Annotated in this window: 17 protein-coding genes and 1 riboswitch; of the genes, 5 read left to right on the top strand and 12 right to left on the bottom strand. The window is 60.3% G+C overall.

Annotated elements, in window-relative coordinates; all coding sequences use genetic code 11:
* Position 1: 1 nt before the first annotated feature.
* Complete coding sequence (locus C2L64_RS46270) at positions 2 to 1,258, bottom strand: metallophosphoesterase family protein (protein ID WP_103154360.1); 1,257 nt, start codon at positions 1,256 to 1,258, stop codon at positions 2 to 4.
* 187 nt (positions 1,259 to 1,445) lie between these two features.
* Between C2L64_RS46270 and C2L64_RS46265 the strand changes: the two genes are divergently transcribed.
* Complete coding sequence (locus C2L64_RS46265) at positions 1,446 to 1,745, top strand: hypothetical protein (protein WP_103154042.1); 300 nt, start codon at positions 1,446 to 1,448, stop codon at positions 1,743 to 1,745.
* Here C2L64_RS46265 and C2L64_RS55980 read toward each other — a convergent pair whose 3' ends face one another.
* The 6 genes from C2L64_RS55980 to C2L64_RS46240 form a co-directional block, all read right to left on the bottom strand.
* A complete protein-coding gene (locus tag C2L64_RS55980) occupies positions 1,746 to 1,871 on the bottom strand; it encodes a hypothetical protein (RefSeq protein WP_279636271.1) in 126 nt (41 codons plus the stop codon).
* 157 nt (positions 1,872 to 2,028) lie between these two features.
* Positions 2,029 to 2,520, bottom strand: a complete 492-nt coding sequence (locus tag C2L64_RS46260; protein ID WP_103154041.1) for a hypothetical protein — start codon at positions 2,518 to 2,520, stop codon at positions 2,029 to 2,031.
* A gap of 92 nt (positions 2,521 to 2,612) precedes the next feature.
* Entirely contained in the window at positions 2,613 to 3,599 is a 987-nt protein-coding gene (locus tag C2L64_RS46255; protein WP_103154040.1) for an ADP-ribosylglycohydrolase family protein, read from the bottom strand.
* Between the two features lie 94 nt (positions 3,600 to 3,693).
* The gene (locus C2L64_RS46250) at positions 3,694 to 4,329 is read right to left on the bottom strand and encodes a hypothetical protein (RefSeq protein ID WP_103154039.1); all 636 of its coding nucleotides are present in this window, start codon (positions 4,327 to 4,329) and stop codon (positions 3,694 to 3,696) included.
* Positions 4,326 to 4,679, bottom strand: coding sequence for a hypothetical protein (locus C2L64_RS46245; protein WP_158660608.1), 354 nt, complete (start codon positions 4,677 to 4,679; stop codon positions 4,326 to 4,328). Before C2L64_RS46245 ends, C2L64_RS46250 begins: the two co-directional genes overlap by 4 nt.
* 224 nt (positions 4,680 to 4,903) lie before the next feature.
* Positions 4,904 to 5,332: a DUF3293 domain-containing protein gene (locus C2L64_RS46240; RefSeq protein WP_103154037.1), complete on the bottom strand. Its 429-nt coding sequence runs from the start codon at positions 5,330 to 5,332 to the stop codon at positions 4,904 to 4,906.
* Positions 5,333 to 5,360: 28 nt separating this feature from the next.
* Positions 5,361 to 5,469: riboswitch (SAM-I-IV-variant riboswitch) on the bottom strand.
* 553 nt (positions 5,470 to 6,022) lie between these two features.
* On the opposite strand from C2L64_RS46240, the gene C2L64_RS55345 reads away from it, so the two are divergent.
* On the top strand, positions 6,023 to 6,517 hold the full coding sequence (locus C2L64_RS55345) for a hypothetical protein (protein ID WP_244212314.1): 495 nt from the start codon (positions 6,023 to 6,025) through the stop codon (positions 6,515 to 6,517).
* 397 nt (positions 6,518 to 6,914) lie between these two features.
* Here C2L64_RS55345 and C2L64_RS46230 read toward each other — a convergent pair whose 3' ends face one another.
* Together C2L64_RS46230 and C2L64_RS46225 are read right to left on the bottom strand one after the other, a co-directional pair.
* Complete coding sequence (locus C2L64_RS46230) at positions 6,915 to 7,808, bottom strand: hypothetical protein (RefSeq protein WP_244212313.1); 894 nt, start codon at positions 7,806 to 7,808, stop codon at positions 6,915 to 6,917.
* 199 nt (positions 7,809 to 8,007) lie between these two features.
* A complete protein-coding gene (locus tag C2L64_RS46225; RefSeq protein WP_103154035.1) occupies positions 8,008 to 8,766 on the bottom strand; it encodes a hypothetical protein in 759 nt (252 codons plus the stop codon).
* Positions 8,767 to 9,583: 817 nt separating this feature from the next.
* Here C2L64_RS46225 and C2L64_RS46220 point away from each other — a divergent pair.
* From C2L64_RS46220 to C2L64_RS46210, 3 genes are all read left to right on the top strand, one after another.
* Positions 9,584 to 11,023: a PDDEXK-like family protein gene (locus tag C2L64_RS46220; RefSeq protein WP_103154034.1), complete on the top strand. Its 1,440-nt coding sequence runs from the start codon at positions 9,584 to 9,586 to the stop codon at positions 11,021 to 11,023.
* Between the two features lie 73 nt (positions 11,024 to 11,096).
* Positions 11,097 to 13,745 (top strand): PD-(D/E)XK nuclease family protein, encoded by a 2,649-nt coding sequence (locus C2L64_RS46215; RefSeq protein ID WP_103154033.1) that lies wholly within the window; start codon positions 11,097 to 11,099, stop codon positions 13,743 to 13,745.
* Positions 13,742 to 17,140 (top strand): UvrD-helicase domain-containing protein, encoded by a 3,399-nt coding sequence (locus C2L64_RS46210; RefSeq protein ID WP_103154032.1) that lies wholly within the window; start codon positions 13,742 to 13,744, stop codon positions 17,138 to 17,140. Before C2L64_RS46215 ends, C2L64_RS46210 begins: the two co-directional genes overlap by 4 nt.
* On the opposite strand, the gene C2L64_RS56465 is transcribed toward C2L64_RS46210, so the two are convergent.
* The 3 genes from C2L64_RS56465 to C2L64_RS46200 all read right to left on the bottom strand — a co-directional run bounded on the left by C2L64_RS56465 (position 17,038) and on the right by C2L64_RS46200 (position 20,517).
* Entirely contained in the window at positions 17,038 to 17,865 is an 828-nt protein-coding gene (locus C2L64_RS56465; RefSeq protein WP_407671958.1) for a DNA methyltransferase, read from the bottom strand. The genes C2L64_RS46210 and C2L64_RS56465 overlap by 103 nt on opposite strands.
* Positions 17,866 to 18,044: 179 nt before the next feature.
* On the bottom strand, positions 18,045 to 19,397 hold the full coding sequence (locus tag C2L64_RS46205; protein WP_103154031.1) for a hypothetical protein: 1,353 nt from the start codon (positions 19,395 to 19,397) through the stop codon (positions 18,045 to 18,047).
* Entirely contained in the window at positions 19,384 to 20,517 is a 1,134-nt protein-coding gene (locus C2L64_RS46200) for a helix-turn-helix transcriptional regulator (RefSeq protein ID WP_158660607.1), read from the bottom strand. The genes C2L64_RS46205 and C2L64_RS46200 overlap by 14 nt, the downstream gene beginning before the upstream one ends.
* Positions 20,518 to 20,716 lie beyond the last annotated feature (199 nt).

Genomic DNA, 20,716 nt, shown 5'->3' with positions numbered 1-20,716 from the left:
GTCAGTTTGCCTTCGCCACCTGTTCGACCAGGCCGGAGCGCACTTCACGCACCAGTCCCGTCAGATCGCCGTTACGCACATCGAAGAGCGCGGGCACCATCTCCTGCAGTTCGTGAGGCGAATGGGTTGCCAGCCCGATCAGCCGCTCTTTTAGCATCGCGAGAAAATCGGGATCGGACTCGGCTTCGACGAGCAGGTTGTGCAGATCCGCTATGGCATCCGCGCGATCGAGCACGGCATCACTATCGCCCGGCGGGCGGGTCTCGATGCGCACTTTCTCGAGCCACAGACGGTCGTGGCTGAGACCGGCAATTTGCGCGAGTACTTCGGCGCGCAATTGCGGCTCGAGCCCGAACAGTTCGCCATGCGCCGCGGTCGTTCCCGTGACCGTCACGCGTACGGCATGTGGCACGGTTGTCGACGCCGACCCTGCGAGCGTTTCCAGATGGATCCCTACTGTGCGCGCCACATCGTTGAGCGTCGCGCAGGCCGACGCATCGACTTCGAGCGCTTCCCAGCGCAACACATCGACAAAAAGACGGTCCACATCGATCTCGCCCGCATTGCCGACCGTCACCATGACGGCGCCGCGGCGCCCCGTCTCGCGAATATTGCGACCTTGCAGGTTGCCAGGGAACACGATCGTCGATCGATCCTGCCACATCGCAAACTCGTGCACGTGCCCGAGCGCCCAGTACTGGTAACCCTTGCCGTGCAGTTCCGCCAGCGAACAGGGCGCATAGCTTGCGTGCGCGGCATTGCCTTCGAGCGCCGTGTGCAGCACGCCGATATTGAAGTAGCCGGGTACAGGCAGCGGGTAGCCCGTGACGAGGTTCGCCGTGGTTTCCCGTTCCTTGAAGCTGTGGCCGTGCAACGCAACTTTTAGCGCGTCGATCTGAAAGGTCTCTGCCCTGCGTGTCGAAAAAGTGCGGACGTTGTCGGGCAGTTGCAGCTGTTTGGTCATTTCGCTTTCGGCGTCGTGATTGCCGAACAGGACGAAGACAGGAATCTCCGCGCGTCGCAGCCGGCCCATCTCCCTGCAGAAGAAGATACCCGTGTTGTGGTCACGCCAGGTGCCGTCGTACAGATCGCCTGCGATCACCACGAAGTCGACCTTTTCGTCGATGGCGGTCGCCACCAGCGATGAGAACGCCTCGCGCGTCGAATTGCGCAGCATCGCCGCGGGCGCGTCCGCATAGGCGCTCAGGCCGTGAAGCGGGCTGTCGAGATGAATATCCGCCGCATGGATAAACCGCATGTTCACTCCCCGATTGAACGATGGGTCATCGACGCGCGCACCCATTGGCCCGCCGATGCCGGACGTCGATTCTAAGCGAAACGCCGGGCGCGTCGATGATAGCGAGGCGTCGGGACAAAGCGCGTCCTGATGACGCGCTTCCATTCGTTCGCAGCGCCAACCCGGGTTAGAGACGCGAAATGTCCCGATGCCAATCGAGGATATCGGCTTCACGACGGCCGACCGGAATCAGATGCCCGCTCTGAGCAAGCAAAAACAACGACCCGCGAAACAGGCATTGACCGGGAGCACCAGCCCCTACACGATCAAGAACCTTGACGCGGCGATCGCGCATCTGGAACAGGCCGTTCGCTTCGATTGCACGACGCCGGTTTTCGGCCAGTGTTACTGGCATGCGCGCGTGCGCCAGGCATGCGGCACGCCTGGCATCACGTCCGCGCAGTTGCGCAGACTGCAGCGGCTCCTGGCCATACTGAAAGCCAGTTGATCACACGTGCAACACGAGGTCGCCGCGCGAAAGAACGACCTGCAGGTCATTGAAATCGGAGTTGCGCTCGTTCCACACCCGTTGGATGGCTAGGGCTTTCGCACGATAAACAACGACTTGGGCCATCGGCCTGCCCCTATGAATAGCCCCCAGGCCTTGCACTCTATGGTGCTTGTAGCCTTGCCCGAGCGCCCCGCATCGGGCGGCAGCGAGTTCGTCAGCCGGATCGCCCAAAGCCTTACGCGCCAGATTTCCGGGTTGGCCCGAAGGCGCTTTGCATCCGTCAGTGCAACCGGTCATCGCCGGCTGGCCCTGCTGCGACCGCCGCCATCATTCCTGTTGCGGCTTCGGGCTCACCAAAATCGATTAGCCTTTCGTCGTTGTAAGTGTGAACGATGAAGTCCAGCATGGACGAGAATCGATTAACGACGGATACGAAGTTCCCGGCAATCAGGCCGTGCACGTAAGGCAGCACGTAGCCGATCGTCAGGTCTCCGTCACGGTCTATGGCAAACACGGGCAAGAACACTTCTTCGTTCAATCGTCGCGCAAGCCCTTGCTTCTGGTCAGTCGGGGCCAGCCTGCTCAGCGGAAGGTAGGTACTAAAGCGAATGAACTTCCGCTCCGACACGAGCGAAACGCCATAGCCGATACCGTTTTCGGTCCGAAGCGAGATGTGATCGGGCTCTACCTTATACGGTACCAGGCCGCTGTCGCGGATGTGTGTGTCGAGGGTCTCGATGCTGACGTCGGATTCAGCGAAGATTTTCGTCAAGCGTTTCTCCTGATAGTATGTTCTTTATACGGACGCGAGCCGGCAGGCCGACACGCTGATTCACGGTTCTAAACCGTTTTGCGGGCAGAGTCCTAGGCACGAATTTCTGCGAACCGGGCGATCAACGGTTCTGCAAGATCAAATCCTCGAAGCTGTTGAAGCCAGCGGTCAGGGATGCCGTCCAGGCCGAACCTGATTCCGGCCAGACCGCACGCGACCGCTGCCGTCGTATCCGTGTCGTGTCCAAGGCCGATCGCGGTCCGGGTCACTTCTTCGAACGATTCTTCTTCCAGCGCCTTGCGTGCTGACCAGAGCGTGTCAACCACGTAGCCGGTCCCACGCGCTTCGCTCGACTTCGAAAAGCTCCTTAGTTCGTCGAGTTCTACCAGAAACGCTAGCTGTTCATGTGGATCAGACCAGTCCCGGTAAATTTCCTCGAGGCGCTGATCTGCCCAAGACCAGGGGTCCGCTAGCTTCTTCAAATACCCGCGTGCGATGAGGCAGTAGAACGCACAGGCGACCAGCGAACGAGGGTGTGCATGAGTCGGCATCGATTGCAGATGAGCGTACCTTGCCAATTCACGATCGGGACCGGTATGCCAGAGTGCCAACGGAAGCACCCTCATCAGCGAACCATTGCCGTTGTCCGATTCGGCTGCGCCGCCTGATTCAAGCGGTGGTGCGCCATCACGTAGGCGGTCCAATGCGCTAGCGGTCTGACTGCCAACATCGAAGACATCGCCGTCGACTGCGAGGTAGCCCTTATACAGCCACCGCACCAATCTGTCCGCGACGTCCGTTAGTGAGAACGAGCCTCGCTCAATCAGGCTGGCGAGCAGGCACAGCGCCTGCGCCCCGTCATCCGACCACGTTCCGGACGGCACATGAGAATAGGTCCGCCTGAATGTCGCGGGCATTGTCATTTCGATCTCGGCGCGCGGCGGAATCTGGCTCGGGTTCTTGAACTCGAATCCCACGCCGAGTGCGTCGCCGACGAGCAGGCCGACAAGTCCACCGATGGCCGCATTGGATTTGTGGTTCTCTAGCAATGCCGAGAACCCACCGTTCTTTTTCGCCATATTGATCTCCTGCGATTGATTATCGGTTTATGGGTGACCCAGATACCTGGTCATGGCTTCCCCAAGCCAATGAACAGTGCAGGCCATGTATAAGCTATCGAAGCCGAAGATAGGCAACAGCGTGTGACAACGGCTCGCCTTGCGTTTCGAGATCTCCGGTGACCGTTAGCTGAATCGGTTCGCTGTCGAATGTCCGCCGGTAGAGGTAGCCAATAATCTTTCCCGTGAAGTACGTTCGTCCCTGGTGTTTTGCAAAGTTCTCGGGCACAACCTGTTTCAGGTAGGCAAGTTGGTCATCCCACGGCCATGCGGAAATGTCGTCGGGCAGTCGGCTGCCAAATCGCTGATTGCCACCTGAGAGACAGAACAACGTTATCTGGGTCGGGCGCGACAACTCCGGAACGACCTCAAGGCGGGGTTGGAAGGCGGTTCTTGCCTCATCTTCCTCACGCTTGGCTACAGCCTCACGCTCCCGCTTCACCAGGACATCGTTTTCGGCCATCACCTGCTTCAACAGATTTCCATCGATGGCGAACCGGCTGGACTGCAGTCTTTCTAGCAGCAGGGCGTTACCTTCCCCATGTACGAGCCAGCTATCCAGTCGTTCGATCGCCTTGGAAAAGTTCGTGAATCCAAGTTCTGCAAAGAACGCTTTCGGGTCCAATCCTGACTGGTCGATCAAGTGCAGAAGCGGTGTGCCAATGGGATAGTTGGAATGGCGCGCTTTCATTGTCCGATCCTCCCTTTGCATTCGAACCGCTCATGTTCGGCGTATGGAACAAGGGCAGCGAAGAAGCTGGCGATGTGAGGCGGGTCGTAGGCGTACACGGGAAGCAAACCCTGTTTCATCCATTGTGCTGAACGGATTGCGCGAAATCCGCCAATGACGCCATTCGTGCAGCGTGCTGCGACGGCCTCACGCACGTCTGCGCGCGGTCTAGCGAAGAGGAATGAGCCGGTACGGACAGTGCCGGGAAGTCCGGTCAACAGTACGTGATTCTCAGGCGTATCGATTTGGAACTGAAAGCCGTCGAACAGGCTGTCCAGCGAGGGCAGAATGCCCAGTAAAGGTTGCGTCATGCTTTTCTCCATCCCCGTTGGTTCGGCGTTCACCGGCCTTCGGGGTAGAGAGGCGTGGCGACGCTTTAGCAGAATTTGTGAGTCGCGCTGCAAGTTGTGCTTTAAATCCGCGACATGAAGCGAAAACAAACCGTCCAGCCTGCGCTAAGACGGTTTCACTTCGCTTTAGCTGCATTTGTAATGCCCTACCTACTGAAATCCGTCAGATCACGTTGAACAGCGATTCAACGCAATAGCACCAGCTGAGGCGTGGCGTCGTCTGCGGACCAGAGAATCGCGTTCTGACGATATTGCGTGCCAAGTGCCTTTGCGGCCTCGAGCGAGAGTCCGGGTACGAGAAAACTCGGCTCGCCAGGCCACTTGCCCGACGGGTGCTTGCCGATACCTTCGATCGCAATCAAGCCAAGCCGCTTTAGTTCACACGCCAGTGCTTCCTGACTGGCGGCGTTGAACTCATCACTGCAATTCTGGCTAAAAGGATTGCAGGCAGTGACGAACGCGCTGCAATTGACGTTGTGAACCTTGTGCAGCGCGGCCAACTGCGGATTGGTCTCGCCAACTCTTAACGCCGTGGAAGCGTCGCCAAAAGCAAAATATTCAGTTTCCAGGTAAGCCTGGATCGTTTCACTAGGAATCTTCGAGTCTGAAAACAAAAAACCCTCCGTTAAAGGAGGGTCGACGCGTTACCCGCTTGGTTGCTCTGTTAAGAGCCACATTCGCTTTCGCGCTCCACCTTGCCCGGGGAGGCAGGTTGGCATGGGCGTCGTCGACCCAATTCATAATGCGGGTTGGATTTAATCATACGGCCGCCCCTTTTGTCAAATAAAAAGTGATGGACCACCTTTGTCGCGCGGTCGGTCGCGTTGGGGCACTTCATCCATTGGCTCCGCAGCGGGAAGCAGGCCCATCATCACAGCTCGCTCTCAAAGCAAATGTCCTGTCAAGCGTCAACCGTGAATGCGCCGGACAGGATTCATTGTCGGCGCCCACGTCGAGCGCCTGGCACCCGTTCCAGATCGAGATCAAAGGGCATCACATGGCGAGGCATGTTGCTGAGTGCGAGAAAGAAGAGGAGCGCGTCAGGAAAGCCCCCTTCCAAGCGCAACGGTCGAAGGCTCGCGGCTTCACCCGCCTGATCCCACGGGGCGTTGACTGTCCGAAGGTCGTGCATTCGTCCAGACTGCTGAACCAAGTTCCGAGCGTGTGTGAGTCCCTGCAAAACAGACGCCGGCACATGAGCGGAAGGCCTGATGATGGGCCCGGGACAAGACCGTTTGCTGTCCGGAGCCGCTTCTCCCGTCCCAAACGGGCGCATGATATGCCCAGAGCATATACGCGATCCAATGTCCCGCATTGGAACAATCGAAACCGGCGATCGCAATTCGAACCGCACGCGACAAGAACGACGTCCGATCTGTGGCCGACAGGTTTCGGGCGAAGTCTATTTGTTGGCAAAGGGACACCGGATGTCTTCTGTCCAAAGCAAACTGTTCAGAGCGGCGTCATTCGGGGGTACGGTGTTGATCGAACGCGGTGTCTTGCAATCCATCGAAGTCATATACGCACGGGAAAGACGCTTCGCCCGGCGCCGCCAGGTGTCCAGCCATCGCGCGCCGCGTTATCTCGTGCGCTACCGGCTGGATAATCACCCGAAGAAAGAGGTCGTAGCGATCGAACCGTTTCCGTACTACTTCATCGCCGACATGCGCGGCAGTCGACCCGGCGATGAAATCGAAGTACGGCTATCAGATAACGGAGCTTACATCATCGACTGGAATAATCTCTCCGCGCAGCGTCTGCTCGAAAGCATGGACAGAACGTGGGGCGATTCGGACTAACCCGGCCACACACCACCATGCGGAATAACCCGGACGCTCGAACAAAGTTTAGCCACGAGCACATCCTTCATATCGATTCGATGATCGATATCTATCGGATGGGCGGCCCAGCAACCAAGATTATCGAAAAAGATTTTGCGGACGTCACTCTGACGCTCATCCGCCAAATTTCTTCAAGTCTGCGAGCGTCCGGCCCGTCGACTATCTCGACTTGCTCCGGATCTTCGCGACCCGACGGAGGCGCGAACCGTGGGGTCTTGGCTTCCCTGTCAAGGCCTGGCGGGAGACCGGAACGCGCAACCGTCGACCGATTTTTCGATGGTTCTACAGCCAGTTCTATGAGAACGTACTGGCCGCTGTGGCCCGATGGGCACGACGCCCGACGCAGTGGTCCAGCTTAGACGATGCGCAGCGCAGTCCGTTCGTGAGCCTTCGAGCCACGCGGCGCCCACTCCTTCAGAAGGCGCTCGTAAACCGCACGGTAATCACGCCCGCGAGCGACGAGGATCTCGCGCTCCGCATACGCGAGATCAAGATTGTCCGTATGAAGGTACGCCGCATAGAGCGCAGCGCGCAGTTGAATGTAGAGGAGATGCGTTTTGCTGCCGGGTGCGAGCGGACGGCGGCAGTCGGCCGGATAGATCTTGTCGAGTTCAGCGATTGCCGCCCGGCCCTTCCAGTCGACAAGTTCGTACTGTTCATCAAGCAGCCGGCATTTGACGACCGTTGCCGCCGCGGAAAGAAGCGAAGGTCGCTCGACGGTTTCGTTCTGCGCCGCGTCGCCTTGAAACATGAGCTGACGTGAGACGGTCAGTGCTTCGAACTCTTCATCCTGCTGCCGTGCAGCGGGGCAGGGTTCGAGGTGCGCATACTCTTCGCCTTCGATGACCTTCACACCGTACGAATACAGAGGCTCCACGATCGGCACGAACAGCTTGCGTCCCGCCATTTCGAGCCAGTTGCCCGCGCCCATCAGTTCGGCGGTCAACTGGTAGGCATGAGGTGCATCGATGGCAAGGGTGTCGGCAAGCCGGTCGGCAAACGCGCGCATGACGACGCGCGGCAGCACCGCGAGCGGCTTATCATCCGCGGCCGGCTGAAACCAGGCCGCAGCGGTGTCTATGAATTGCCAGGCCTGATCCTTGAAGTCGTCCAGCGTTTCGATCTGTTCGAACTCGGCTTCGAGGCGCTTCCAGTCGAGCATGACGCTCGCACGGGCAATCGCTTCGCGACTGCTCTCGAGGCTAATTCCCGGCAAGAGTTCCTGCAGGCGGACTGCCTTCGCTTCCATACGGGATTTCATACGATCCATGAACTGACGGATTGGCGTGTTTTCCCAAGACGGAAGACGCAAGGCACTGGCGAGCATACAGAAGCGATCGTACAAGCGGTGAATCTCCGGGACTGAGTGACTTGCAGTATGCATCGCGGCCGGGACAATTGTCGTCCAGTTGCAATAATGCTGACGCTATTCTGATGAAGACAGGAACTCAACGCTTTTTCGACGGATCCTTTCGAAAACTTCGCGCGTTGAATCCATGCTGTGCGATACGGTCCTTGTCGCTAATGCTTAGCGTCGGTCTGGATTCAGGAGCCAGTACACCTCCCCAGAACATATCGAGCTCCTGAAAAGCCTCGACCGGACCAAAGAGTCGATAGAACTGAAAATTCTTCAGCGGTGGATTGATCTTCAAGACCGATTTTTCGAAGCGGCCGCCGACGCGCAATACGGCGATCGCAGTCCGATTCTCGACACTCCACTGCATCAGTTCGGCGCTCCCTTGTTGCTGGAAATATCGCTCCAGTCGCTCAGTCAGCGTTCCATTCGCAAGGGGATTGTCATACTCGAGAAACGATTGGCGCTTCTTCTTCATCCAATGCGGGCCCAAAAGACCTTCGAGGTAGTGTCGCGCCTCGCTTCCGTCATAGAAGACGCGCTCCTCTACTTCACTCGGCTTCGAGCCTGAAGTAGATTTCATCGCTTCACTGCTCAATCGATGAACACGAAGCGCCTTATAAATCCGTCCACAGAAAAGGACGACGCACGCATCGAGACAAACGCCGCCGCGCCGGAGCTCGAAGGCGTCCGCGATTCCGGCAAGTTGACCATATCTGTCCCAGACGCCATCGCCATCACGATCGAGCTTCAGTTCGCTCGTCTCCGGATTGCGCACGAACACGCGCGACTGGTCGCTGCCATGTGCCATGGCAGTGTCGTAATAGTCGTTGAACGGACTGAGAATTCTCAAGTGCCCTTTCCCTCGTTATCAGATGCTAGCGAGATGCTCCGCTCCCGAGACTTTGCACCGGATCGTCGAGCGCGCCGTGCACACTCGCAGGGATTCACGCGAGCACGTCACTCCCGGCCGTCGCGCTCCCGGTCGATATCGTCTGAAAGCGACGGCGCCAGCCAGTCGCAGACGAACGAACTCCTCTCGCAGCTGCTTTTTGAACTCGAGGCAAGAGGCAATCGACAGCCTGGTAGCATTCTTGAAGAACGCTGGGCTTTCGCACTCGGAAGCGAGCATGAAGACTTGCCAGTAGTACTTGCACACGCGTGTTCAGAAGCATAACCAGACGCCTTGGAGGACCTCGCATGTCACGGTAAGACCTTTCATGACGGTTCTTTGCACAAACTGATTATCAGTGGTCGAGGAAAGCCCAACGGTTTGGTTCGAATACGGCACGCACAGACCGTGCGATAAGCACAAGGAACGGAAACGCTGCTCACGTTGAACGCATTCTCTCAGACGGGGAGGACAAACGCTGTCCCATTCGGATACCACGACTTACAAGAGAACGTCGGCTGCCTCCAATACGCGATCGAACGACTCCGCCCCGATCCGACCATCGCTTTCATCCGCTCGAGAGTGCGCTCGAACTCGCAGCACTCGAAAGCGAATTTGCGTCGCGCGAGCGCGCTTCGTTCCCGATGGGCGTTCTCGCACCGCTAAAGAATGCCGCCCGCGTGCCGATATATCCGAGGCGACTCGATGCCCTTTCGCTTGCGCGCGTCACCGCGGCCGCGATCTATCACCCACGATTCTGGAAGACAACAACAACGCCATGCCCGATTTCGCCGATATCAAGAGTCTCCTCGATGTGCTCCATGACCCGCTCGCCGTTGCGCTGCGGGCGCGCTGGAAAGCCTTTAACCCGTTTCGCGTCCTCAAGGCCGAAAAGCGCGAACTGCGCCACACGACGACGCTCGCGTGGCTCCTCGATCCCCGGGAGAACCATGGTCTGGGTGACCATTTCCTGCGCGGGTTCTTGAAAAACGTTTGCGAGGCCGCCGGCGATCACACCACACTGCTGAGCTACGAGACCGACAACGACGCCATCGTCCGGGTGCACTCCGAGTTGCAGATGCAGAAGATGAAGCGCAATCGCATCATTCCCGAGTTCGAAGGCGACAATGATCCGGACGCGCATGCAAACGGTGGCGGCGTGCGCGGCAAGCGTCGTATCGACGTGCTCGTGGAAGGCCAAGGCTGGGCCGTCGCGATTGAGGCGAAGATCGGCGCCGGCGAAGGCGACGGGCAGCTCGACGATTATCGCAGGACAATTCAGGCGTGGGCTGAGGAATCGGAGCGCAAGCTGCTGCTTGTGTTCCTGACGATCGACGAACAGGAACTCGAACGCGATGATTGGGTCAACGCGCAATGGAGCTCGTCGGTCGCGCAGCCGCTGCGCACGGTGCTCAATGCGTCGGGGGCATCGGCCCAACTGGGTGACCAGCAACACGCGTTTCTCGCGAGCTATCTCGACGTCCTGAGCGATATTGCCGAAGACGACGACGGTTTCGTGAGGCGCAACCTTACGGAACTGGCGACCCGACATGTCACCGGGTTGCGCTTCCTGAAGGAAACCCTCAGTTCGTCCTCGAACCTGGAGGCCCCGCAGAACGCCAACTGGATCGTGCTGTACGAGCGCAACAAGCTCCTGCTGGACCGGTTGCTCCAATTCGTCAATCGGGAGTTCGAGGATCGGGCCACGTTCATCCGCAGTCAGCTTGTGCAGTTGAATCTCGTTCCCGTCAGGAGCGACAACTCATATTTGCTCTTCATTGCCTCGGACTGGGCGCGGCGGTTCCCGCAAATCTTCGAACCGTCAAACCCGAAACAGCCTCGCTTGCGCTTCGAGATCTACAACAATTCGAATGATGCGAGCCACGTCTCCGTGAGTCTCAAGGTCATGCATCTCGGCGAAGAGCGCTACGGACAAGAGCACTATCGCGAGAAACGCGTCGCGATGGTTCGAGACATTCAGAACGACAAGCTCGTCGCCCAATTTCCGAAGCTCTTTACGAACGGCATGGCCAGGAATCTGAGTCCAACGGTGCAGGCACTCGTGACCACCCGGATTGCATGCCCTATCAACAAGCCCACCGAAGCCGAAGCGCAGCAATTCGCGCAAGCGCTCGACGCATTCGTCACCAAAACCGCGCAAGACATCGAGCCCTGGCTCCAACGCTTCGCACACAGCGACGACAAACCCGCAGCCTGACGAGCCGCACGCAACGCGCCGGCCTCACCGCGAGGCCGACGCTTTTTTCATCCCGACAGTGAGGAAAGCCGTCATGGCTCGCAATACACTGGTAGTGCAGGACAGTCTCGCGGCGCGCGAGGCCCGTCTAGCGGCGGCGCGCGAACAACGGCACGGCACGCAGGTCATGACCATCGAGCAGTTGGCTGCGCGCCTTGCAGGCGGCTTTGCCAGGCCGATCGACGGCGCAAGCCTGCGTGGCGCGCTCAAGGCCGCGTTGCGCGCAACGCAGATCGGAGAGCTGGAGGGCATCAAATCGCTGCCCGGCATGATCGACGCCGCCGCGCAGACTCTGCAAAAGACGTGGCGCGCGGGCATCGACCTGGCGGCAAGCGCGCAGGCCCATCCGCGCCTCGACGCCGTAGCGAAACTCGAGACCGCCGTGCTGGCGCAGCTTCCGGCAGGCATGTTGCGACCAGCAGATCTCGTCGCGGTGGCTACGCGGCGCATCGCTCACGCCGCTGCCGTTCTCGGGCGCGTGGAAATCACCGGGCAATCCGATCTCGCACGGTGCTGGCGATCGCTGGTGGTCGCGCTTGCGGAGCAGATCCCCGTTCAATGGACCAGCGGCCCGCGCCCGACGCCGACGTGGCTCGAGGGCAGCGCCATCGCCGTTTCGCATGCGGCGCCCACCGCACCCGCCGTCACGGCTGTGAGCGCAGCGACGCCTTACCACGAAGCGATCGAGGCGATGCGCTGGGTGCGTGAGCTGCTCGCATCGGGGCAAGCTGCGCCTTCGGAGATCGCCATCGCCAGCGCGTCGACGGCGGAGTACGACGACTTTTTCCTGAGCTTGAGCGCCGACGCCAAGCTCGATCTGCATTTTGTCCACGGTGTGCGCAGCGTCGCGACACGCGACGGCCAGGCTGCTGCAGCATTGGCCGAGATCGTCGTGCGCGGGCTTTCGCAGTCGCGCCTGCGCCGCCTCGCCACCCTGTGCAGGGACGCCGCATTGTTCGATGCGTTGCCCGAGGGGTGGATGCGGATCATGCCGGTCGACGCCCCCCTTTCGTCCCTGCCCGCGTGGCAGCGGCTGCTTGCACGCCTGAAGGCGGAAGACTGGCCCGACAACCAGGATCATGGCGCGGACGTGCTCGCGCTCGTGGGGCGGCTCGACGGCGGCCCCATGGCGGCTCCCGAAATCGGTGAGGCCTTGCTCAAGGGGCGCGCGCTCGCAATCTGGCGCGAAGCGTTGCTCGCCGGTCCCGCCACGTCGATCGACGTCACGCTCGAAGGTCTGAAGCGCAGCGACGAGCGCGAAGCATGCGCCAACGTCGCGTGGATGCCCGCCAGCGCGCTCGCCGGCTCGCCGCGCCGCTACGTCCGCCTGCTCGGCCTCAACGCCTCGCGCTGGCCGCGGTGCAATGCCGAAGACGCACTGATTCCCGAGCACATCATCCCCGCCGCGGAGTTCAATCCTCGGCCCGTCAGCGCCGCGGATCGACTCGACTTCGAAACGATACTTTCGACTACAGCCGCACAGGTGGTGCTTTCGCACGCGCGCCGCGACGGCGAGGGCCGTCAGCTCGGACGCAGCCCCCTCCTCAACGCATACGGCACGCAGACGTTTCTCAGCCGCCATGGCGTTCCGGTCCACGCATTCAGCGAAACCGACCGGCTCATGAGCCGGCCATCGGAATTTCGCGCATTACCGCAAGCGCTCAGCGCTCAGGCGTGCTGGAACGACTGGCGCAGCACGGAAATTACGGCGCACGACGGTCTGGTGCGCGACGGCCATCCGCTCGTGCTCGCGATCCTCGAGCGCAAGCAGTCGGCCAGTTCGCTGCAGCGCCTTCTGCGCGATCCGCTGGGCTACCTGTGGACCTATGCATTGGGCTGGAGCGAGCAGAAGAGCGCCGCCGAATCACTGATACTCGACGCGCTCAGCATCGGCAACCTCGTTCACGCGGTACTCGATCTCGCGCTACGTGATCTCGAACGCACGCAAGGCGCGGCGAACGCCGACCCCGATGCCGTCGCGGCCGCCGTGGAGCGCGCCGCGAGCGTCGTGGCCGGCGAATGGGAAAGCGTGCAAGCGCTGCCGCCGGGCGTGATCTGGCGCCGCACGCTCGACGACGCGCGCGCAATGGCCCGCACCGCATTGAACTGGCGCGACGCGGCACTGCCGGCCGGACGCGCCTATGCCGAAGTCGCATTTGGCGGCGCGACGCCGAAATCAGAAGCCGATCTTCCGTGGAACGCGCAAGCGCGCGTCGAAATTCCCGATACGGGGTTTCATATTTCCGGCTACGTCGATCGTCTCGACATTGCGGACAATGGCAAACGCGCACACGTGCGCGACTACAAGACCGGCCGCACGCCGGATGAATCCATTCAGGTCAATGGCGGCAGTGAGCTGCAGCGTTGTCTCTACGCCTTCGCCGTGAAAGTGCTGCTTGGCGACGGTGTGACGGTCAGCGCGTCGCTGTTCTATCCGCGCGACTCCAGCAATTTCGTACTCGAAGACGCAGACGCCGTACTTGGCAAAATCGTGGGCTGGCTGAAGGAGGCGCGCACGAGCTTCGCCGCCGGCGCGGCGCTGCCCGGCCCCAACGCCGCCGCAAGCACCAACGCCCTCGCCTTCGCCCTGCCCGCGAACGCGAGCTTAACCTATTGCAAACGCAAGGCGCAAGCCGCCGCCGAGCGGCTCGGCAACTTCACTAAGATCTGGGAGGCACCATGACGCACGGGAAGACAAAAGCGCTCAACGATGACAACGCCCGCCGCATCGCGATTTGTGCCCACGACCAGTCGATCCTCGTCGAAGCCGGCGCGGGCTCCGGAAAAACGGCCGTCATGGCGGGTCGCATCGCGCTCTTGCTCGCGAACGGTGTCGCGCCGCGCTCGATCGCAGCGGTCACATTCACCGAACTCGCCGCGAGCGAACTCATTTCGCGCGTGCGCGAATTCGTCGCGGAACTCTCGGCAGCCCGCATCGGCCCCGAACTGAAGATCGCGCTGCCTGACGGCTTGTCGGCAGCCCAGCTCGCGAATCTTGCTGCGTCGTCCGCGGCCATCGACGAAATCACCTGTTCGACGATCCACGGGTTCTGCCAGCGCCTGATCAAGCCCTACCCCGTCGAAGCGGATCTGGATCCCGGTGCGCGCGTGATGGACCGCAACCAGGGCGACCTCGTATTCGGCGAAATCGTCGATGACTGGCTGCGCGAACGCCTCGCCGGCACGCAGACGAGCGTGCTCGCCGAGATGGTGCTGGAAAAACCCGCCGAGACGGTAGCGCTCGTCACCAGGATCGCTAACAACTTGCGGCGGCGGCGCACGCTGCGCGCGCCCGTGGCGCCGGCACTCGACGACCGCCTCGATGCTTTCGTGCGCGCGACGGCGGCCTTTGCCGACTTCGCGCGCGCCGCTGCGGTGATGGAACCCGAAACAGCGCAGATCGTGGACCACCTGAAGGAGCTTGCCGCAAGGCTCGCGGCGGGTTCTGCTCCGGCGACGCCCGCGGCCCTAGTACGCATTCTCGTCACGCAGCCCGACGAGAGCGTGTACACGAAGGCAGGAACATTCCGCGCCTACCAGAAGAAGGGCAAGTGGGCCGCAGCAGCAAGAGCGCACAGCCTGCGCCCTGCGGACGGCGCACAACTGAATGCTGCGGCGAGCGAATGCTACCAAGGCTGCGGCGCTGCCTGGGCCGCGCTCGTCGAAACGGCCGCGAGCCAGGCGCTAGCGGAGCTCGTCGATGACGCGAGACAGATCCTCGCGCGCTATCGCGAGTACAAACGCACGGCGGCACTGCTCGATTTCGACGATCTGATCTTCGCCGCGCGAGATCTGCTGCGGGACCACGACCCCGTGCGGCGCGCGCTCGGTGAACGCTACCGCCATGTGCTCGTCGACGAGTTCCAGGACACCGACCCGCTCCAGACGGAGATATTCTGGCGGTTGTGCGGCGATCCGGCGGGCACGGCCGGCGCGGACTGGACGCAATTCGCTATCCGACCCGGCGCCCTCTTTCTGGTTGGCGACCCGAAGCAGGCGATCTACCGCTTTCGCGGCGCCGACGTCGGTGCTTACGTGCAGGCGCGCGACGCGTTCCGCGCGCAAGACCCGAAGAGCCTGCTGTCGATTTCTACCAACTTCCGCTCGTGTGCGCCAATACTCGACTACGTGAACGCGTGCTTCGAAGCGGTGCTCTCGGACGACGGGCAGCCGGGCTTCACCACGCTCGACGCCTTCCATGGCGCCCGCGGCGACGAGCCGTGTGTGGCGGCACTCGACATCGCCATCGACAGCACTAGCGGCGAGGCTGATAGTGCACAGCAACGCGATGCGGAAGCCGAGGCCGTCGCGGATTTGTGCGCTCGCCTCGTGGGCGGCGAAACCGTTCTGGATCGCCGCACGGGCGAAGCACGTGCATGCCGGCCCGGAGATATCGCCTTGCTTGCGCCGACGGGCAGCGACCTCTGGCGCTACGAGGAAGCGCTGGAACGCCGCGGAATTCCGGTGGCGACGCAAGCGGGCAAGGGGCTCTTTCGCCGCCAGGAGATCCAGGATCTGATCGCAATCACACGTGTCCTTGCCGACCGCAAAGACACGCTGGCGCTCGGCGCGCTGTTGCGCGGGCCGCTGGTCGGTCTCACGGACGAGGCCTTGCTCGATATCGTGTGGGAGCTCCCGCGCGTCGGCGACACAGGCGAGCACGTCGCCCGCCTCGATCTCGGCGCGAACAGCGAAGACATCGCGCATCCGCTCGCACGGGAAGTCATCGGCAAGCTGCAAGCGCTCGCGCGCCGCAGCCATCATACGACGCCGCACGATTTGCTCTCGCAGGCGATCGACACACTGCGTGTGCGCCACATCCTGCACGAACGTCACGGCCGCGAGGCCGAACGTGCGCTCGCCAACGTGGACCTGTATCTCAGTCTGTCGACGTCCTACGCGGTGCGCGGCCTGCGCGCCTTCGCTGAAGCGATGACGCTCGCGTGGTCGGACGAAGAGAAAGCGGTCGAAGGTCAGATGGACGCGCAGGAAGAAGCCGTCGCGCTACTCACGATGCACGCGTCGAAGGGTCTCGAATGGCCTGTCGTCATTCCGGTCAACACGATGACAGGCGTGAAGGCCGCCGACGGCTCGATCACGGACCGCAAAACCGACATGTTCCGGTGCCCGATTCTCGGCATCGAGCCCATCAGCTACGCAGCCGCACGCGAGGACGAGAAGAACGAGCTTGCCCGTGAGCGCATCCGGCTCTGGTATGTCGCCGCCACACGTGCACGCGAGTTACTCGTGCTGCCGCGCCTCGGCACACAAGCACCTGCGAACGCCTGGATCGGGCTGCTCGATCTGGCGATCGATACCCTGCCCTCGCTCGACGTCGCGCGCCTGAGCGTAGCCGCCAGGGCGACCTCGACCGTGGCGGAGAATGTTCAGACGCGTGAATCGTTCGCCGCGGAGGCGCAAGCCATTGCCAACAAGACGCGCAAGCTGGCGTGGCTTGCGCCAAGCCGCAACGAAAGCACGTCTGGGCCCGTGCTCCAATCTGTGCAACCGGAAGCGTCCGCGGACATCGAAGCGGCGCTGGAAGCCGGCTTGAGCGCCACGAGTCAAGGTGGCCGCGAGCGCGGGCTCATCCTCCACAAGCTCATCGAGGAAGTGCTGACCGGCGAAACCGACGACGACGCGAGGGCGCTCAGAACGCGCGCGAACGAGTTGATCAGCATGTTCCCGCGCTTCGCGGCCAACAACGCAGCGAGTGCGATTTCCCCACAGGAGCTTGCCGATTGCGTCACGCGAACGTTGAGGCTGCCCGAGATCGCACCGTTGCGCGCGGCGCTCGTGGCGGAGTATCCGGTCTACCGTGCGCAGGAGGTCGACAACAAGGAGACCGCAACGGCTGGCATCGCCGACGCAGTGACGCTGCGGACCGACGGCCGCCCCGCTGTTGTCATCGACTGGAAAAGCGATGTGCGGCCAGATGCGAAGACCGTGGAGCACTATCGCGCGCAGGTGCGCGCCTACCTCGACGTGACAGGTGCGGAACGCGGGCTGATCGTGTTCGTGACGACGGGCGCCGTTGTCGCCGTCGAGCCAACGATGGCCAGCGTCGCAACCGCGTAATCGGTGCCCGACGTGCGGCGGCTCATGTCGCCTCGCGCCGGCATTTGCTCTGTCTGTCCCGCAGAGCGATCACGCGCCGACAAAGGACACCTAATCAAATTGCCAGCCCGGTCTGCTCCGCATCGATGTAAGCGGTGATGATCTGACGGACGGTTGAGATCTTCCCACGCATCATAAATTCTGCCGGAAGAGACGATGGCGTCCAGAACTTTTCGATTTGTGCCTTGACGGATCGAGTTTGTCGCTACAAGGCCCGCCCGAGAAGCCCTGCCGGCCTCGATCATCCCGCGTGACTTGGCGAACCAGTAGCAAACAAGATCCGCCCCGGGTGGTACCTGTCCTTCGTACGCGGAGCGAAGTGCCTCCGTGTACTCGTGACCGAGCTTCGCTCGCATCAGTTTGTCACCAATGAACGGTGGATTGCCGACAATCGCATCACAGGCAGGCCATTGGCGCATGAGATCAGACTTGTTGGCTGTGTTGTCCTCAGGGATGTCGAGTAGCGCGTCTTCACAGTGAACCTGGTTAAGGTTTTTCAACAATGGATTACGCGACGGTTGGAAGCCGTGATCGATCATCCACTGAATTTCGCCGATCCAGATTGCGACCCGTGCGAGTTGGGGTACTCGTCCTTTTGGTGCTAAAAATGGCGGTAGTAGAATGCCGAGCAGCCTGTAGCAAGGCGTTGTAATCGTCTGAGTCGCGACAGATCGAGCGATTTGCAAGCCATTGATAAGGCAGACCTTTTAGATTCTAACCGCCAGATTTCGCACCAAAAGGTCGATTACCCGAACCCGGTTAAGGCGTCCATTTCAACGTGAACGTAGGGGGCGCGGGACAGGCGGCCTGAAGTCATCGCCTCAGGGATCGGTGGCAGACCGGCGAGTCCAGTCCGGCACCACAGTCAAAGCTTTGCCTGGTCCTTAAAACCCGCCTTAATCAGTTCTGTCTGGCAACGCATCATCCCGCTCTTTCCTTCATGCAAGTACTCGTTGACTATTTCGACCCATGTAATCGGGCGACTACTTTCTCGAGTTTCGTGGTAGGTGGCTACTAACCTTTGCAAGTTTCTTATCTTGAACAGCGACAGCACGTGTGTCGGTACCGAGTGTGCCGGTTCTGAATCTACACTTATGCAAAGCTCGAATCCCTCGATTGAAACATCTGGGCGCAGCCCATGTAGCCCGTCGTTCCCAGCCCCCGGCTGGTCCTGCTCCGCTGAGAGCCGCTTGATGTGCCTGTTGCTTGACAGGTTGACGTTCCCTGTGACCCGGCCGGGCAAAGTCTGCCAAAACGATGATATGTTTGTATCGACGCAGACAAAGTCCCCGTGCACCTCCTCAATTCTGAGCGGGAAACGACCATTTTCAAATATTTCCCCGACTACCCACAGGTCTTGGTTAACAACCCATCCTCCGCGCTCTCCGCGCTCATACTTACTCACGCCCCACCGCTGGAACCACTGCTCGGCTGATAACGGCTCGCCGGTCGGCTCGTGTGAGCACGGAAGTTCGCGGACAAGGGAGACGGACGGTGGGCACCCCAACTCCAGTTCGCGCGGAATCGTGCTAACCCATTCTGCCTGGTCAAACCGCAACCCTCTCACTACTGAGGCATAGTTGTCGAGAAGCGCTGTGGACAGATACGCTCCCAGGCGTCGCGCGCTGAATTGCCTGCCCCGCGTGTCACTTGTCCATTTGTCTATCACCTTCCCGACGGCGTCCGTTACTCCGTTTCGGGCGGCCCACTCCATGGCACACGCAACCACATAGACATCTTCAAACCGCACAGCCCCCGCCGATTCGCTCTCTTTCTGGAATGGTAGATACAACCACCGCCCCAGAATCGCCTCACATGACATCGCATAGACATCAAACCGGTAATGCGCGGTACCGCAAACGGTCAGGAACTCGTCGGCCTTGTCCCGCGCCTCAGACTCGGAGCCAAAAGCGTCACGAAAAAGCGAAGCCACGTCGTCGCGGCCGCCGCTTATGATGAATATGCCCCAGTCGTCCTGAGGTTTCCTCCTGCGGTGTCGAATTGACCGATAGAAGTAATAGTTCGGCACGCTCCGGCACGCTGCGGTTCCCGCCGTACCCGCCACTGCGCTATCCGAACAATTTCCAGCGCCTTCATCTTCACGCACACCAGATCCTACGGCGCGTTCGTCCCAAACCGACGCAATCTCATCGTCAATTCGTTCACCGCCGTCAACCCGCTTCTTAACCGCTTCCCAATAGCGCTCAATCTTGCTCATTAAAGCAACTCTCCTCAACGCATGCTTCCAGCCCACTGCCCTCTACAGACTGGGGCGCGGGATTTGAATACATTTGGGCGACTTTCATCGCGTCGCTTCGAATTCGTTCGCGAAGATCAGGAGGCGCCAACACCTCGACCTTGTAGCCGAATTCCCGCAGCCACCACCGAAGCTTCCGGCAATTCGTAACAGTCGCCTTGACATAGATTGAACCGCCATCGCGAACTTCAGTTATCTGGTCGACACTTATCTTTCTATTCTGCAGATGCCTGAAGCTATCCTCTCTGAACAACAATTCAATAACGATATCCCCTGCGGGGGATAAGTCGAATGCTCTCTGTTTGACTATAAAATTTTCAAGAGAAAAATCCTTCGGGGCGTTTAGCCGTTCAGGAACTCGCGCTAACTCTCCTTCGTCTTTGCAAAGCGACACACGGTCCATCCGGAAGATTTCAGGCTCCGACGAACGTTTGTTTGACATCGCGACAAGATATATGCAACCGTCGCTTTCTACGAGACCAAGGGGAAGCACCGCCTCCCGCTGCGGCATTCCATCCGCTTCGTCTTTCCCTGTCCTTCCGCGATGAATGATGTCGATACATTCGTCTTGAAAGAGAGCTTCCGCTATAGCGTCGCAGACGACAGAGTCGACGTCCGGGAAACTGACCGAAAAGCCAGCGCTTACCACCTTAATTTTTTCGTCCCACGCCTTGTAACGAGGCGATATATGTGGATGGCGCTTGAGTGTTTCATCTGCGGCATTGAAGTGAGGAGTCAGCAAGTTACCTAGCAACGGTGGAAGCTTTTGGTTACAAAAGCGCTCCATCATCTTCAACGCCAGGGCGTGAGAGGGACCGCTCTTCCCAGTGATTTCGTCCATCCCTTCGGCTCTGCGCCAAAAGTCGGTCTTCCCTCTCCGTTCCCATTCCACCCACCGGAGCGCATCGAGAAGGTGGTTCAATCGTCGACTTACGTTTTTAACAAACGTGGCCGTCGGATTCGACTGCAGTTTCGCGCACAGTTCAGGCGTCGAAATGTAATCATCGCGGGACAACGCGTCCACTATTTGATAGTCAAACGTATCAAACTTATGCAGTTGCGGCTTCTCGTCTCTATTCACTTTCTGTTCACATATGCAAGTTTGAAGGGCTTGCTTTCGCAGAGCCAAAACGCGGTCGGGGAACATTACGCGCGACCAGTGCGCGATTCCAAAAACCAATTCCTAGTAGGGCGCTCCCCGTTCCCGCCGAAAGGAGAAGAGACAGGGACGACGCCATCTCCAACCGTTGTCGGCAAAGAAGTTGCGAAACTTTAGGTGG

Origin of the sequence: Paraburkholderia hospita (genome assembly GCF_002902965.1) — a bacterium.
Lineage (GTDB): Bacteria > Pseudomonadota > Gammaproteobacteria > Burkholderiales > Burkholderiaceae > Paraburkholderia > Paraburkholderia hospita.
The sequence above is the reverse complement of the archived record's forward strand: the minus strand, read 5'-3'. Positions and strand labels throughout refer to the sequence as shown.

Bases quoted from the DNA above. Each gene is read 5' to 3' on its own strand.
- C2L64_RS46245 (WP_158660608.1), bottom strand. From the start codon at position 4,679: ATGACGCAACCTTTACTGGGCATTCTGCCCTCGCTGGACAGCCTGTTC.
- C2L64_RS46270 (WP_103154360.1), bottom strand. From the start codon at position 1,258: ATGCGGTTTATCCATGCGGCGGATATTCATCTCGACAGCCCGCTTCAC.
- C2L64_RS46265 (WP_103154042.1), top strand. From the start codon at position 1,446: ATGCCAATCGAGGATATCGGCTTCACGACGGCCGACCGGAATCAGATG.
- C2L64_RS46220 (WP_103154034.1), top strand. From the start codon at position 9,584: ATGCCCGATTTCGCCGATATCAAGAGTCTCCTCGATGTGCTCCATGAC.
- C2L64_RS46250 (WP_103154039.1), bottom strand. From the start codon at position 4,329: ATGAAAGCGCGCCATTCCAACTATCCCATTGGCACACCGCTTCTGCAC.
- C2L64_RS46230 (WP_244212313.1), bottom strand. From the start codon at position 7,808: ATGGAAGCGAAGGCAGTCCGCCTGCAGGAACTCTTGCCGGGAATTAGC.
- C2L64_RS46205 (WP_103154031.1), bottom strand. From the start codon at position 19,397: ATGAGCAAGATTGAGCGCTATTGGGAAGCGGTTAAGAAGCGGGTTGAC.
- C2L64_RS46210 (WP_103154032.1), top strand. From the start codon at position 13,742: ATGACGCACGGGAAGACAAAAGCGCTCAACGATGACAACGCCCGCCGC.
- C2L64_RS46255 (WP_103154040.1), bottom strand. From the start codon at position 3,599: ATGGCGAAAAAGAACGGTGGGTTCTCGGCATTGCTAGAGAACCACAAA.
- C2L64_RS55980 (WP_279636271.1), bottom strand. From the start codon at position 1,871: ATGGCCCAAGTCGTTGTTTATCGTGCGAAAGCCCTAGCCATCCAACGG.
- C2L64_RS46215 (WP_103154033.1), top strand. From the start codon at position 11,097: ATGGCTCGCAATACACTGGTAGTGCAGGACAGTCTCGCGGCGCGCGAG.
- C2L64_RS55345 (WP_244212314.1), top strand. From the start codon at position 6,023: ATGTCCCGCATTGGAACAATCGAAACCGGCGATCGCAATTCGAACCGC.